This window comes from Pseudomonas sp. (assembly GCF_032058845.1).
Classification (GTDB): Bacteria; Pseudomonadota; Gammaproteobacteria; order Pseudomonadales; family Pseudomonadaceae; genus Aquipseudomonas.
Genome location: NZ_DAMCCR010000005.1, coordinates 22,054 through 37,598, shown reverse-complemented (window position 1 = coordinate 37,598; position 15,545 = coordinate 22,054). Strand labels below are relative to the sequence as shown.

The window sequence follows — 15,545 nt, the reverse complement described above, 5'->3', positions numbered from 1 at the left end:
GTAACGCCATGGCCACTTCCCCTGACGCCCAAGCCCCCGACGGTAAAGCCGCCGAAGCCAACCCTGGCGATGGCAACGCTGCAGCCGGCACCGCACCCGGCAGCGACAACACCGAGCAGCCCGTCAAGTCGCGCAAGCGCAAGCTCTGGCTGCTCGGTCTGTTGCTGCTGGTGATCCTGGGCGCCGCCGCCGGTTGGGCCTGGTACACCCTGGTCGGGCGCTGGGAAGAGAACACCGACGACGCCTACGTGAATGGCAATGTGGTGGAAATCACCCCGCTGGTCACCGGCACCGTTACCAGCATCGGTGCGGACGACGGCGACCTGGTCCACGCCGGTCAGGTGCTGCTGCGCTTCGACCCCTCCGACACCGAAGTGGCTTTGCAGTCCAGCCGTGCCAAGCTGGCCCGCACCGTGCGCGAAGTACGCGGGTTGTACAGCAATGTCGACGCCCTCAAGGCCCAGGTGCAATCACGCCAGGCCGCGCTGAAGACCGCACGCGACAACTTCAACCGGCGCAAGGCCCTGGCCCAGGGTGGGGCGATTTCCGCCGAAGAGCTGTCCCACGCCCAGGACGACGTGACCACTGCGCAAAGCGCCGTCGACAGCGCCCGCCAGCAACTCAACACCAGCACCGCCCTGGTCGACGACACCCAGGTGGCCTCCCACCCAGATGTCATGGCCGCTGCCGCCGAGCTGCGCCAGGCCTACCTCGACAATGCCCGCACCACCCTGGTAGCACCGGTGACCGGTTACGTGGCCAAGCGCACCGTTCAGCTTGGCCAGCGTCTGCAGCCGGGTGCCGCAACCATGGCGGTGATCCCGTTGGACGAGGTGTGGATCGACGCCAACTTCAAGGAAACCCAGCTGCGCAAGATGCGTATCGGCCAGCCGGTGCACGTGACCGCTGACCTGTACGGCGATGACATCGAGTACCGCGGCACCGTGCAGAGCCTCGGCGCCGGCACCGGCAGTGCGTTTGCCCTGTTGCCCGCGCAGAACGCCACCGGCAACTGGATCAAGATCGTCCAGCGCGTGCCAGTGCGCATCCAGCTCGACCGCGAGCAGTTGCAGCGCCACCCGCTGCGCATCGGTCTGTCGACCGTGGTCGAAGTCGACCTGCACGATCAGGATGGCCCGGTACTGGCCCAACAACCACCGCAGCAGGCGACCTATTCCACCCAGGTGTATGACCAGCAGCTGGGTGAGGCAGACGCGCTGATCAGCCGCCTGATTCGCGACAACAGCGCCGCTGGCAAGACGGCCGCACCATGAGCCAGGCAGGCGCTGCGCAGTTCACCCCGCCGAGCCTGCTGCTGACCACCATCGGCCTGTCGCTGGCGACCTTCATGCAGGTGCTCGACACCACGATTGCCAACGTGGCCTTGCCGACCATTTCCGGCAACCTCGGGGTGAGCTATGAACAGGGCACCTGGGTCATCACCTCGTTCGCCGTGAGCAATGCCATCGCCTTGCCGCTGACGGGCTGGCTGAGCCGGCGTTTCGGAGAGGTGAAGCTGTTCATCTGGGCCACCTTGCTGTTCGTGCTGGCCTCGTTCCTCTGCGGAATCGCCCAGTCGATGCCTGAACTGGTCGGCTTTCGCGTGCTGCAAGGCGTCGTTGCCGGGCCTCTGTACCCGATGACACAAACACTGTTGATAGCGGTGTACCCCCCGGCCAAGCGGGGGATGGCCCTGGCCTTGCTGGCTATGGTCACCGTGGTGGCGCCGATTGCCGGGCCGATTCTGGGCGGCTGGATCACCGACAGTTACAGCTGGCCGTGGATCTTCTTCATCAACATTCCCATCGGCCTGTTCGCTGCCGCCGTGGTGCGCCAGCAGATGCGCACGCGGCCGGTGCACACCAGCCGCCAGCCGATGGACTACATCGGCCTGTTGAGCCTGATCGTCGGCGTCGGGGCGCTGCAGGTGGTGCTCGACAAAGGCAATGACCTGGACTGGTTCGAGTCGCCGTTCATCATCGGTGGCAGCCTGATTTCCGTGATCTTCCTGGCGATTTTCATCATCTGGGAGCTGACCGACCGCCATCCGGTGGTCAACCTGCGGCTGTTCGCGCACCGTAACTTTCGCGTCGGCACGATCGTGCTGGTCGGCGGCTACGCGGGCTTTTTCGGCATCAACCTGATCCTGCCGCAGTGGTTGCAGACACAGATGGGCTACACCCCCACCTGGGCGGGCCTGGCCGTGGCGCCGATCGGCTTGCTGCCGGTGATCATGTCGCCATTCGTGGGCAAATATGCCCACCGCTTCGATCTGCGCGTGCTGGCAGGCCTGGCGTTCCTGGCCATTGGCGCCAGTTGCTACATGCGTGCGGGCTTCACCAGCCAGGTGGACTTCCAGCACATCGCGCTGGTGCAGCTTTTCATGGGTATCGGCGTTGCGCTGTTCTTCATGCCGACCCTGAGCATCCTGCTGTCGGACCTGCCGCCGCACCAGATTGCCGATGGCTCGGGGCTGGCGACGTTCCTGCGTACCTTGGGCGGCAGTTTTGCCGCTTCGCTGACCACCTGGATCTGGATTCGCCGCGCCGACCAGCATCACGCCTACCTCACCGAGCACATCAGCCAGTACGACCCGGTTACCCGCCATACCATCGAGCAGATGGGCGGCGCGTCCCAGCAGACGTACGCGCAGCTCGAGCAGATCGTCAATGCCCAGGCCTACATGATGTCGACGGTCGACTATTTCACGTTGATGACCTGGATTTTCGCCGGCTTGATCGTGCTGGTGTGGTTTGCCAAGCCGCCGTTCACGGCCAAGGCTGCGCCGGGCTCGGGCGGGCATTGAGGGTGCGGCAGCGGGGCGTGGTCTGGTCTACCGTGGAGGATCTTTCCCGCCACGTAAGGAGATGCGTATGCGGCCTGTCATGATCATCACAGGCGCCACGCGCGGTATCGGGGCAGCAACTGCACGCCTGGCGGCGCGCGCGGGCTATGCGGTGTGCCTGAACTACCACCGCGATGAAGGCGCCGCTGCGCAGGTGCTGGCCGAGCTGCAGGATCTGGGTGCCGAGGCGGTCGCGCTGCGTGCCGATGCCAGCGTGGAAAGCGAGGTCATCCGGCTGTTCGAGGAGGCTGAGCGTGCCTTGGGGCCCGTCACGGTGCTGGTCAACAACGCCGGTACCGTCGACCTGCAGAGTCGTCTCGAAGCGATGAGCGAGGCTCGCCTGCTGCGCATGATGAAAATCAACGTGGTCGGCCCCATGCTTTGCGCCAGGGAGGCGGTGCGGCGCATGTCGCGGCGCCATGGAGGGCAGGGCGGCAGCATCGTCAACGTGTCGTCGCGCGCGGCATTGCTCGGCTCGCCCAATGAGTACGTCGATTACGCCGCCTCGAAAGGCGCGCTGGATACGTTCACGGTGGGGCTTGCGCTTGAGGTGGCCAGCGAAGGGGTGCGGGTCAATGGCGTGCGACCCGGCCTGATCCATACCGGTTTTCATGCGCTGAGCGGTGATGCCGAGCGCGTCGATAAACGCGAAGCAGGCGTGCCCATGGGGCGTGGCGGTCAGGCCGAGGAGGTCGCCGAGGCGATTCTCTGGCTGGCCTCGGCCAAGGCATCTTACGCGACGGGAACGTTCATCGATGTGAGCGGCGGGCGTTGATGGCGCAGAGCAAGCGCTTTGCCGAGATGTGCGTCACCAGCGTCACGCAGCGAAGTTCATGCAAGTAGTACAGGAGGCTATCTCGGCCTTTCGTGAAAAGCCTTGAAACTCGCTCAGGCTGTGTTGAATCAGCCTGAACCTTCGCTGAAGACCATTGGCGCGGGCCAAGGCCTGATGCAAGTTCGAAAGATCAGCAGGCTGCTTGATTAAAAAACCCGCCCGCGTGCATCAATGCTCAAGCGGGCGGGTTTCATGTTGGATCAACGGTCAACAGAAACCGTTACTTGGGCATCGACCACGGCTGCAGGTCGTAGCCCTTGTCGTACAGTTCAGCGCGTACTTCTTCGATCAGGCTGGCCCATTGGGCAGGGTCGGAATAGGTACGCGACGACACCTGCTTGCTGCCGATACGCGTGTTGGTCCGGTCGATCACCGCCAGGCTCAGCTCTCCAGTTCCATTTGGCGCATCCCAGGCTACACACTGGAAGGGCTCGAAAGCGTGGTCGGCGATCAGCAGTGCTTCGTTGACACGGAGCGGGGCGTTCATGGGTAGCTCTCTCTAGATTCCTGTACTGCGAAAGTAGGTCCGCACGGCGGTCATGCAAACAGCGCCTGCCAAGCGGGGTTACTTGTACTGATGCACGCCGGTAGTGAATGAGTCACACATTTGTGAAAAACTTTTTCGGCCTGTGGTGGGCGACGTTTTATAAGCACGGCCGTGTGACGTCAGTTGCGCTATAAAATTCCTGGGCCGGTAAATTCGACGGGAATTTGGCAGACAGACGGTCGTGGGTGAATGCAAAGTAGTTGCTACCTTTAATTCCGGCGTCGCAACTATTTGTTTCCAATCGGAAAACTATTAATTGACGCCAAGGAACGGTCATGTCAGAAACTGCGCCGCTGCGCCGCTTGCTCATTGTTGACCCCTGTGATGACTGTCATCGCCTGCTCCCTGGCCTGCGCAGCGCGGGCTGGGAGGTCAGCAGTTCGACCCTGGCCACGGCCCTGGAACACCCCTGCGACATCGGCGTGCTGCGCCTGCAAGGCTCGCACCTGCGCCACCCGGATGCGGTGAAGGACCTCATCAAGCGCAGTAACACGGAATGGATCGCCGTGCTCAGTGCCGAGGAGCTGCGCACCCAGAACGTCGGCGACTTCGTGTGCGAGTGGTTTTTCGATTTCCACACGCTGCCCTTCGATGTTTCACGTGTGCAGGTCACCCTGGGCCGTGCCTTCGGCATGGCGCGGCTGCGCGGCAGGAATGTGCCGACCGTGGACCTGCCGGACCACGAGCTGCTCGGTGACAGCCGGCCGATCCGCGAACTGCGCAAGCTGCTCGGCAAGCTGGCGCCCACTGAATCGCCGGTGCTGATACGCGGCGAAAGCGGCACTGGCAAGGAGCTGGTGGCCAAGACCCTGCACCGGCAGTCGCAGCGCAGCGACAAACCGTTCGTGGCGATCAACTGTGGGGCGATCCCCGAGCACCTGATCCAGTCCGAATTGTTCGGCCATGAGAAAGGCGCCTTCACCGGAGCGCACCAGCGCAAGGTGGGGCGCATCGAGGCGGCCCACGGCGGCACGCTGTTCCTCGATGAGATTGGCGACCTGCCGCTCGAGCTGCAGGCCAACCTGTTGCGCTTTCTGCAGGAAAAGCACATCGAGCGGGTCGGCGGCAGCCAACCGATTGCCGTGGATGTGCGAGTCCTGGCAGCCACCCACGTCGACCTGGAAAAGGCCATCGAGCGCGGGCGCTTTCGTGAAGACCTCTATTACCGCCTGAACGTGTTGCAGGTCCAGACCGCGCCGCTGCGTGAACGGCACGGCGACCTTTCGATGCTGGCCAGCCACTTTGCCCACTTCTACAGCCTGGAAACCGGCCGCCGACCGCGCTCATTCAGCGACAGCGCCCTCTCGGCCATGGGCCACCATGATTGGCCGGGCAACGTGCGCGAGCTGGCCAACCGGGTGCGGCGCGGACTGGTCCTGGCCGAGGGGCGGCAGATCGAGGCACAGGACCTTGGCCTGGAAGCGGCCGAGCAGGACGTGCAGCTGTTCGGCACGCTGGACGACTACAAGCACCGCGCCGAGCGCCAGGCGTTGTGCGATGTGCTCAACCGCCACAGCGACAACCTGAGCATTGCCGCGAAGGTGCTCGGCGTGTCGCGGCCGACCTTCTACCGGCTGCTGCACAAGCACCAGATCCGCTGACCGCCGCACGGCTGCGCCGGGCAGGGGCGTGCGTTATCATGCCAGCCCCTTTCCCGCACCTGAGGCCCCGCCGCCATGCCCTTGAACGCCGAACAGATGGGCGAATTCCGCGCCTTTGCCGAAACCCTGGCCGACGCGGCTGCCGCGGCGATCCAGCCGTACTTTCGCGCCAACCTGTCGGTCGAGGACAAGGGCGGGCGGATGTATGACCCGGTCACCGTCGCTGACAAAGCCGCCGAAGACGCCATGCGCACACTGATCGAGGCGCGCTACCCGGCTCACGGCATCCTCGGCGAAGAACACGGTGTTGCCCAGGGCAGCAGCCCGTTGACCTGGGTGCTCGACCCCATCGACGGCACCCGCGCCTTCATTACCGGGCTGCCGCTATGGGGCACGCTGATCGCCTTGAACGACGGCGAACGCCCGGTGCTCGGGGTGATGAACCAGCCGTTCACCGGCGAGCGCTTCATCGGCACCGGTGACGCCGCCTGGCTTGGCGATCGCCCGTTGAAGACCCGTGCCTGCACGGATCTCGGCGCGGCCTCGCTGATGTGCACCACCCCCGACATGTTCGAGAGCGCCAGGCACAAAGCGGCATTCGAACGGGTCGCGGGCAAGGCGCGAATGCTGCGCTATGGAGGCGACTGTTACGCCTACTGCATGCTGGCCAGCGGTTTTGTCGACGTGATCGTCGAAGCCAGCCTGCAGCCATATGACGTGCAGGCCCTGATGCCGATCATCGAAGGGGCGGGCGGAGTGATGACGGCCTGGGACGGCAGCTCGGCGCAGCATGGCGGCTGTGTAGTGGCCTGTGGCGATCCGGCGCTGCATGCGCAGGTGCTGGCGCTGCTCCAGCACGCCGATGGCGTGGCGCCTGGGTGTGATGTGCAGGGCGAGTAGGGTGGGTCCGCGGCCAGGCCGGTGAATGCGCTTCTGGTCGCGAGGGCTGGCACAACCGGCCCATCACGCCGAATCCTGTGGACGCGGTTGCAGCCCGGATCGATGCGGGCTGCCGCGCCGAGGTGGCGAATGCCCTACGGCCACTGCACGGCCTGTCGCACTTTTTCCACCCTTGAGGCTCTATCTCTGGCCAGGCCCCGCCACCCCGGCGCGGCTGCCAGACTTCGACCCGGTGCCGATGGTTGCTCCCAGATCCGCTTCCCTTTCACGCCTGCTGCTGCTGGGCGTCTTGTCCGTGATGGCCGGTTGCACCCATGAGCAGGGTCGCGACATCGTGCAGCAGCTCGGCGACGGCAAGCCCAGCGAGCTGTTCCAGACCAGTGTCGACCGCATGGCAACCTTGTCGATGCACGACAACCTGGACAGCCTCTACCTGCTGATGAACAAGCTCTACCAGCGCAATCCGAACCAGTGGAAGCAGTCTGGCTACCTCGACGCCGCCACCGCCGAAAAGCAGATACGCCTTGCCATCGAGCAGCGCCAGCCGCTGCCGCAACTGGGGCAGCGGCGGGACCTGGCAGCGCTCAGCTACGCCTTGGACCCGGCGTTTCGCGGTGATCGGGTAGGCGCGTTCATCTATGCCATCGGCAGCATGCTGGTCACCGCCCACGGCGGGCGCACCGAGTTCTACATCACCGATGCTATCGACCCACTGTTCGTCAACAACGCCGCACGCAATATCGAGAAAGCCACCTGGATGCTCAGCCAGCGCCAGGATGCCAACGGCGTCCTGCTGCTGTTTTCCAACGAGATTTCCGAAGCGGGCAGCAACCTCAGTTTTGCCGTGGAATTCGGCAAGATCGTCGCCCGGCTCGACCTGCTGGCGCAGATGCTCGACGAGCGTTACCGGCGCATCGGCCTGAACTACGCGCAGAGTTTGCTGCTGATGAATTTCCTGCCGGTGCAGTGAGGCGCTGCAGCGCTGTACACTGGCAACCTTTGCCGGTCGCTGCTGTTTCACACTGTCCATCGAGGCTCCCCTTGGCACTGCAACAAGGTTTTCTCCTCACCCGACACTGGTACGACGCCGCGCAGGGCACCGTGCTGGAGTTCTGGGTGGCCACTGACGATGGTCCGCGTTGCCTGCGCCTCGCGCCGCAGCCATCGGTGGCATTCATCGCCGAGGTGGAGCGCGAGCCGGCCCTGGCGGTGATTGCCGGGGAGGCGGGCGTGGAGCTGCGTGAGTTGGCGCTGCGCGACTTCACCCAGCGTCCGGTGCTGGGCCTGTACTGCCTGCACTACCGTCAGTTGCTGCAGCTGGAAAAACGCCTGCGCGCGGCGGGGATCGAGGTGTTCGAGGCCGACATCAAGCCGCCGGAACGTTACTTGATGGAGCGGTTCATCACCGCTGGCGTGTCCTTCAGCGGGGAGGCCAACGCCGACGGGGTGCTGTGCAACGCCCAGCTCAAGCCTGCGCCCGACTACCGCCCGACGCTGCGCCTGGCCTCACTGGACATCGAGACCACCGAGCGTGGCGAGCTGTACAGCATTGCCGTCGAAGGCTGCGGCGAGCGCCAGGTGTACATGCTCGGCCCGGCCAACGGCCCCGAGGCCCGGCAGGATTTCGACCTGCAGTACTGTGCCAGCCGCGGCGAACTGATCACCTGCCTGAATGACTGGCTGCTGCGTCACGACCCCGACGCGATCATTGGCTGGAACGTGGTGCAGTTCGACCTGCGCGTGCTCCATGTGCAAGCCGCCAAGCATCAGGTGCCGCTGTACCTGGGCCGCGACGGCCAGCCGATGACCTTGCGCGAGCACGACAGCCGCAGCCACTTCTTTGCCGCTGCGGCCGGCCGCCTGCTGATCGATGGCATCGAGGGGCTGCGCTCGGCGACCTGGAATTTCCCGTCCTTCAGCCTGGAAAACGTTGCCCAGACCCTGCTCGGCGAAGGCAAGGCGATTGCGACGCCTTACCAGCGCATGGGCGAGATCAACCGCATGTTCGCCGAAGACAAGCCGGCGCTGGCCCGCTACAACCTCAAGGACTGCGAGCTGGTCACGCGGATCTTCGCCCACACCGGGCTGCTGGCGTTTCTGCTGGAACGGGCCAGCGTGACCGGCTTGCCGGCTGACCGCAGCGCAGGGTCAGTGGCCGCATTCTCGCACCTGTACCTGCCACTGATGCACCGCCAGGGGTTCGTCGCGCCGAACCAGGGCAGCCGGCCTGACGAAGCCAGCCCGGGTGGTTTCGTCATGGATTCGCGGCCCGGGCTGTACAGCTCGGTGCTGGTACTGGACTACAAGAGCCTGTACCCCTCGATCATCCGCACCTTTTTCATCGACCCGGTGGGGCTGATCGAAGGGTTGCGCCAGCCAGATGACGAGCACTCGGTGGCAGGCTTCTGCGGGGCGCGCTTCTCGCGCACCCGGCACTGCCTGCCGGCCATGGTCGAGCGAGTGTGGCAGGGCCGCGAACAGGCCAAGCGCGACGGCAATGCGCCCTTGTCGCAGGCGTTGAAAATCATCATGAATGCCTTTTATGGCGTGCTCGGTTCCAATGGCTGCCGCTTCTTCGACGCGCGGCTGGCCTCATCGATCACTCTGCGCGGGCACCAGATCATGCGCCAGACCCGCACGTTGGTCGAAGCCCAAGGCTATGACGTGATCTACGGCGATACCGACTCGACGTTCGTCTGGCTCAAACAGGCGCACAGCCAGGAGGACGCCGCAGCCATCGGTCATTCGCTGGTCAGCGCGGTCAACCGGTGGTGGCGCCAGCACCTGAGCGACACGATGGGCCTGGACAGTGCCCTGGAATTGCAGTTCGAGACCCATTACCAGCGCTTCCTGATGCCCACCATCCGCGGCGCCGACGAGGGCAGCAAAAAGCGCTACGCCGGCCTGGTGCAGCGCGACGATGGCCAGTTCGAGGTGATCTACAAGGGCCTGGAGTCGGTGCGCACCGATTGGTCACCGCTGGCCCAGCAGTTCCAGCAGGGCCTGTACGGGCGCATCTTTCGCGACGAACCCTATCGCGACTATGTCCGCGAGTACGTGCGCAGCACCCTGGCAGGCGAGCAGGATGCGCTGCTGGTTTACCGCAAGCGCTTGCGCCGGCCGCTGGACGACTACCAACGCAATGTCCCACCCCACGTCCGCGCCGCGCGCCTGGCCGATGCGCACAGCGCCAGCCTCGGCCGCCCGCGCCAGTATCACAGGGGCGGCAGCTCGATCAGTTACGTGATGACCGTGGCCGGACCCGAGCCGCTGGAAAACCTGCAATCGCCCCTCGACTACGATCACTACCTGGACCGGCAACTGCAGCCGGTCGCCGATGCCATCCTGCCGTTCGTGGAAGAAAGTTTCGCCACGTTGATCGATCGGCAGATGCCGCTCTTCTGAGCCTAGATAAGCACCTCAGCTGACTGTGCAGCCGCCTCTACCCTGCAGCGCTCATCACTCAGAGGGCTGCACCATGCACCAACCTACCGCTTTCCAGGTCCGCGAAGCCGAGCGCTATCAGGACGGCCTGATCCATGCCGCGTTGCCCGCCTGGCTCCGCGCGGCAACAGTGCCTCAGTTGCAAGCGTTGCAGGACGCCAGTGCGCTGAGCCTGTACTGGCGTGAGCGCTGTGAACGCTTGCTGGCGCCACTTCAAGGCGTCGACGCGTTCTGCGCGCCGTTGCTGGAGCAGGCGCTGCAGGCGCAATGGCCTGGTTTGACCCCGCAGGCCCTGTCCTGGCGCAGCGGTCAGCGTGAACCTGTGATCACCTCGCAGCCCATCGGTTACCCGGTGACCACGGCCGTGTACCACAACGTGTCGGTGCTCGAGGCGGCCATGGCCAACTTCAGCGCTGAGCAGACCGAGCCAGGCGGCATGCTGGCCGGCAATCGTCTGGAGTGGGCGGTTGAGCGCGCCGATGCCCTGCCCACGCCGGCAGCCTTTGCCGCGTTCTGCCGTAGCCTTGATCTGGGAGCGCAGTATCAGCGCCATGTACGCCAGCTGCTGCGTCCAGACGGCCAGGCCGGTGTCGAGGTGTTGTCGGTGCTGGCGCGGCACCAGCGCTATGCGATGCTGGTAGACGTACATCGAGCCCGGATCGAAGGGTTGCTGAACGATGAGGAGCACACCTTGCTGGTGCGTCTGTGCGGCCTGCACTGGCCGTTGACGCTGGGGGAGGACAGGGTACAGGTACGCAGGCTGACCCTGCTGGGGTGCGCGCTGGAACAGATCATGGTGGTGGATGTGCGTGATGAGGACTGGTCGCCACTGGCGACCTCGTCACGCCAGATCATCGTGTACATCCCCGGCGATCCACAGTCGCCGCTGCGCCGCTATGCGAGCCTGCGGCGCTTTGCCAACGACCTGGGCAAGCGCCTGCGCACGCCAGCCTATCAGCGCTTTTTCAGCCGCTTCGTGCGCCGGCGTGACAGCCAGCGGTTTTTTTCCGCAGTGATCAATGGCTACGCAGCGGTCGGCGACCTGGCCAACATCGACCTCGAAGAGCACCTGAGCGACTGGGCCACGCCACCGTTCGATGCCTTGGCAGGCGCGCGTATCGCACAGATCGAGGACGATGCCTCACTGATCGCCACCCCGGTGGCGCAGCTCGATCAGGCGCTTCAGCGCGAGCACGATCAGCGCCTGGCAGCCGAGGGCTGGACCTTGCTGAACCTGGCGGGCCTGTTCGTGCCGGGGCTGGGCGTGGTGCTGCTGGGCGTGACCGCCTGGCAACTGCTCGATGAGGTGTATCTGGGGGTGCAGGCATGGCGCGACGGTGATCAGAGCGAAGCGCTGGATCACCTGTTCAACGTTGCCTTGGAGGTTGCCAGCGTGGCCGCGGTGGCCGTAGGTGCTGGTGTCGTGCACCAGGCCTGGACCCGCTCGCCGGTTGTGGATGAACTCCTGCCCCTGGCCCAGGCCGATGCCAAGCTGCGCCTGGGACGCGCGGATGTCCAGCGCTGGCGCACTGAGGTCCCGGCGCAGGCGCTGCGTGACGCTCAAGGTGTGCGCTGGCTGGGCGAGCGCAGTTGGGTCGACATCGATGGGCACAGCTATGCCGTGCACCCAGCCGGCGACGCTGATCGCTGGACCCTGCGCACGGACGAGGGTGTGGTCCATGAGCTGACGCACAATGGCGCTGGCGCCTGGCGCTTCTGGTTCGAGCAGCCGGCGCAGTGGCGTGATGCACGCTACCTGTTTCGGCGCCTGGCGCTGAGCGAAACGCCGTTGAGTGACGAGGCCATCGATGTGATCCTGCAGGCCACCGACACCGATGCGGACCAGCTCAGGGGCTTGCACGTACAAGGCCGTAAGGCCGATGCGCTGTTGCGCGATACGACCCTGCGCGTGTCCATCGACGTGCGCCTGGGCGAGGCGATCGCTCGTTTGCGCAGTGGTCAGCCGCTGACCGACAGGGCACTGCTCGAGCACGCGCGCCGGCTGCCGGGCGCGGCCGAGTTGGACGACCAGGCGTTGGCCGAGCTGATGGCGCTGCACCGTCGAGCCCTGCATGAGCAGATCGCCCAGGCGTCTCAGTACCAGGATGGCACCGCTGTGGCGCCGCTCCTGCGAGACTTTCCCAGGCTCTCCAGGGCCGTTGCTCAAGACCTGCTCGAGCACAGCCACGCCCTGGATCGCCAGCGCTTGCTGGAGACCGGCCGTGTACCGGCGAACCTGGCGCGCGCGGCACGCCGCGCCCAGCAGCGTGAGCGGCAGGCCCGGGCCTATCAGGGGCTGTTCATGGAGACGCTGCAAACGCCTGACCTGGCGCGGCTTGCAGTCAGTCTGACGGCCCATCTGCCGGCGGCCCACGAGCCCATGGCCTGGCGCCTGTTCGAGGCCGACCAGCGTGATGTGGCGATCTGGGTGGTGGGCGAGGCGCCGACGGCGCGTCGTCTTGACCTGGTGCATGACGCAGGCACGTTCGAACTGCTCGACGCCGAAGGGCGCGTCCTGAGCCCACCCGGCGAATTGTTCAGCACCTTGGCAGTGGCCTATGGCGAACCCGCCCGCGAGGTGCTGGGCGTGGGTGAACCCTTTGCCCACAACCTGCGGGTGCTGCTGGGGCGTCAAGCCTTGGTCGAGCGCAAGCAACTGGCACAGCTGTTGGGCCAGCGACCGCCGCAAGGCTGGTTCCAGGTGCCTGAACGGCTGGCCGATGGTCGCCTGGGCTATCCGCTCAGTGGCCGCGGGCGAGGCCTGCCGGCGCCACGCGGCTTGGGCGCCCGGGTACGTATGTTGTACCCGCTGATGAGTGACGAACAGATCGAGCAGTGGGCGGAGCAACTGCGTGCCAGCGGCCAGCAGATCGAGCGGGAACTGGGCCGACTGGCCAGCGAGATGCACCTGTTGCAGCGAACCTTGCAGCGTTGGGTCCTGGGCGGTTCAGGCATGCTCGTGCGCATCGACCGGAGCCGCTTCAGTGATCAACTGGTAAGCGCGTGGCGACGAATGACGCCTCGGTTGAACGGTGGCACCGGCCACACACTGCGCTACCGTCTGCAGATACGGGGTACGCAACTGCCGAGCCTGCCCAGCTTGCCGGAGGTCATCCGGTTAAGCCACATCGATGAGCTGTCACTGCGCAACGCAGGTCTGCGTGAGGTGCCAGCAGAGTTCATGCGCAGCTTTCCAGCCCTGCGCATCCTCGACCTGAGTGGCAACAGGCTGCAGCGGCTGCCGCCAGGCATCGATCAGATCCGCGGGCTGAGCGATCTGTCGCTGGAAAACAACGCCATCGAGCTGGATGCTGCACAGGCGACAGTGTTGTCACGCTGCGAGAGCCTGCGCATCTTGAACCTGGCGGGTAATCCGCTACGCATGGACTTTTCCGTACGGCGCATGAACCGGCTGCATGCGCTGAGCCTGAGATCGACGCAGTTGCCGAGCTTCCCCGTCGGGCTGCTGGAGCGCCCGGAGTTGATGGTCGCAGACCTGCGCGACAACCGCATCAGCGAACTGCCCGAGGCGTTTTTCCAGGCACCGCAATGGTTGGCCAATAGCATTCTGGTCGACGCCAACCCATTCGATGAGGCTACCCTGGGCCGCCTGCGCCTGATGGCCTCGGGTGTGGCTGCTGCGGTTTCAAATACCAACACCACTCCCAGCGCACTGCTCGAGAGCTGGCTGAGCGGGGTCGAGCCGATGCTTGAGGCGCAACGCCGCGAGTGCTGGGAAGCGCTACGCTCGCGGTCGGGCGCAGAGGGTCTTTTCGATCTGTTGAGTCGTCTGCGCCAGACCGCAGAGTTCAACCAGGCCAACGCGACCCTGGTGCCGCGCGTCTGGAGCCTGCTCGAGGCTGCCGTAGAACATCCAGATCTGGGCGAGGAGCTGTTCAACCTGGCGAACCTGCCCTTGACCTGCCAAGACAGCGCCGCATTGAGCTTCAGCTCCCTCGAGCTGCACATGCTGGTGTGGCAGGCGCGGCTGAGCGCGCGCAGCGGCGCAGTGTCCGAACAGCAGGCGTTGCTGCACCTGGGCCGACAACTGTGGCGCTTGGACGAGGTGCAGCGGATTGCCTTGGCGGACATCGCAGCACGCCGGGCAGACGGTGCTGACCCCGATGAAATCGAGGTGGCGCTGGCGTACCGGGTCGGCCTGCGCGAGCCACTCGATCTGCCCGCTCAGCCGCAGGACATGCTCTTTGCCGAGGTCTCCGGGGTGGACCCGGCGCGACTGGAGCGTGCGCGTCTGGAGGTGCTGAGCGCCGAGCAACCGAGCGCCCTGGCCGCGTCTCTGGCGCAGCGCGAGTTCTGGCGGACCTGGCTTGAACATCACTACAGCGAGCGCCTGCAAGCCCTCGATGCGCCGTTTCACGAGCGTTTGCTTGCGCTCATGGATCAGGCAGAGGCAAGCGCCACGCAGGATGGAGACTACCTCCAACAGATAAACGCGGTGCGCGATGAACGCGAAGCTGCTCGTGCCGAGCTGTACCTGACCCTCACCCAAGCCATTCTCGACGCCCAGACGCCGCGATGACCCTCGACCCACGGTGAACGCACAGCCAGCTCAGGGTGGCCGCTGACGCGGACCCTGGGCTACGCTGTGGGTATGCGGAAATTATCTGAATTTTTTGTAGGCTTGATCCGAAATCGGACGTTACCCTGAGGGCACCCGTGATTGCCTGGCAGGGTTCAGCATTGCCGATTCGCACTGGCCCAGGTGATCCGTCGTGACCGGAATCAACAAGGAGATGCCCATGCTCGTCAGGTCCCTGACACTCGCCGCGTTGCTGTGCAGCGCCAGCCCGTTGTTCGCCGCCGACAGCGACGCGCCCCTGGCCAGGGAACTGGGCAAGGCGCGGCCATTGGTGGTGATCGCTCCCAGCTCGGCCGATCCGACACTGCGCAGTCTGAGCCAGGCCATCAAGGACCCGGCCACCGAGGCCGGCTTCAAGGAACGCAATCTGGTGCTGTTCAGCGTGGCCAACATGATGGGCATGCGCGAGGACAAGAACCTTGAGCAGCAGGCCACCATGGCCTTGATTCGTGAGTTGAAACTGGGCGCCAGCAAAGGCACCCGGGTGATTCTGGTCGGCAAGGACGGTGAGCATCATGTGCTCAAGGACGGTGACAGCACCGAGCCGCTCGATCCGCAGGCGATCTTCAAGGCAGTGGATGAATTGCCTGCCAGTGAAAAAGCCATCACCGCGCCTGAGCCGGTGGCCGCTGCCCCGGTCGTGGAGAAATCCGGCAACAAGCACGCCAAGCCGGCCAAACCCGTCAAGCCATCTGCCCCGCCCAAACCGCTGGAAGATTGACGCCAGGGCTGGGGTTCACCAAGCACGGGCTGCAGCGTGGGGATCAGGCGCT

10 protein-coding genes are annotated in these 15,545 nt (G+C 65.1%); 9 read left to right on the top strand and 1 reads right to left on the bottom strand.

The window, feature by feature from the left end; genetic code table 11:
* Positions 1 to 8 precede the first annotated feature (8 nt).
* From RT028_RS01955 to RT028_RS01945, 3 genes are all read left to right on the top strand, one after another.
* Positions 9 to 1,274, top strand: a complete 1,266-nt coding sequence (locus RT028_RS01955) for an efflux RND transporter periplasmic adaptor subunit (protein WP_312931844.1) — start codon at positions 9 to 11, stop codon at positions 1,272 to 1,274.
* On the top strand, positions 1,271 to 2,806 hold the full coding sequence (locus tag RT028_RS01950; RefSeq protein ID WP_312931842.1) for a DHA2 family efflux MFS transporter permease subunit: 1,536 nt from the start codon (positions 1,271 to 1,273) through the stop codon (positions 2,804 to 2,806). The genes RT028_RS01955 and RT028_RS01950 overlap by 4 nt, the downstream gene beginning before the upstream one ends.
* 67 nt (positions 2,807 to 2,873) lie before the next feature.
* Positions 2,874 to 3,620, top strand: coding sequence for an SDR family oxidoreductase (locus tag RT028_RS01945; protein WP_312931840.1), 747 nt, complete (start codon positions 2,874 to 2,876; stop codon positions 3,618 to 3,620).
* A 280-nt stretch (positions 3,621 to 3,900) separates the two neighbouring features.
* Here RT028_RS01945 and RT028_RS01940 read toward each other — a convergent pair whose 3' ends face one another.
* A complete protein-coding gene (locus RT028_RS01940) occupies positions 3,901 to 4,167 on the bottom strand; it encodes a hypothetical protein (protein WP_312931838.1) in 267 nt (88 codons plus the stop codon).
* A gap of 335 nt (positions 4,168 to 4,502) precedes the next feature.
* Between RT028_RS01940 and RT028_RS01935 the strand changes: the two genes are divergently transcribed.
* From RT028_RS01935 to RT028_RS01910, 6 genes are all read left to right on the top strand, one after another.
* Entirely contained in the window at positions 4,503 to 5,828 is a 1,326-nt protein-coding gene (locus tag RT028_RS01935) for a sigma-54 dependent transcriptional regulator (protein WP_312931836.1), read from the top strand.
* 75 nt (positions 5,829 to 5,903) lie between these two features.
* Positions 5,904 to 6,728: a histidinol-phosphatase gene (gene hisN, locus RT028_RS01930; RefSeq protein WP_312931834.1), complete on the top strand. Its 825-nt coding sequence runs from the start codon at positions 5,904 to 5,906 to the stop codon at positions 6,726 to 6,728.
* 238 nt (positions 6,729 to 6,966) lie between these two features.
* Positions 6,967 to 7,698, top strand: a complete 732-nt coding sequence (locus RT028_RS01925; RefSeq protein WP_312931831.1) for a hypothetical protein — start codon at positions 6,967 to 6,969, stop codon at positions 7,696 to 7,698.
* 71 nt (positions 7,699 to 7,769) lie between these two features.
* Positions 7,770 to 10,133: a DNA polymerase II gene (locus RT028_RS01920; protein ID WP_312931829.1), complete on the top strand. Its 2,364-nt coding sequence runs from the start codon at positions 7,770 to 7,772 to the stop codon at positions 10,131 to 10,133.
* A 73-nt stretch (positions 10,134 to 10,206) separates the two neighbouring features.
* Complete coding sequence (locus RT028_RS01915; protein ID WP_312931826.1) at positions 10,207 to 14,712, top strand: NEL-type E3 ubiquitin ligase domain-containing protein; 4,506 nt, start codon at positions 10,207 to 10,209, stop codon at positions 14,710 to 14,712.
* A 220-nt stretch (positions 14,713 to 14,932) separates the two neighbouring features.
* Entirely contained in the window at positions 14,933 to 15,493 is a 561-nt protein-coding gene (locus RT028_RS01910; RefSeq protein WP_312931824.1) for a DUF4174 domain-containing protein, read from the top strand.
* Positions 15,494 to 15,545 lie beyond the last annotated feature (52 nt).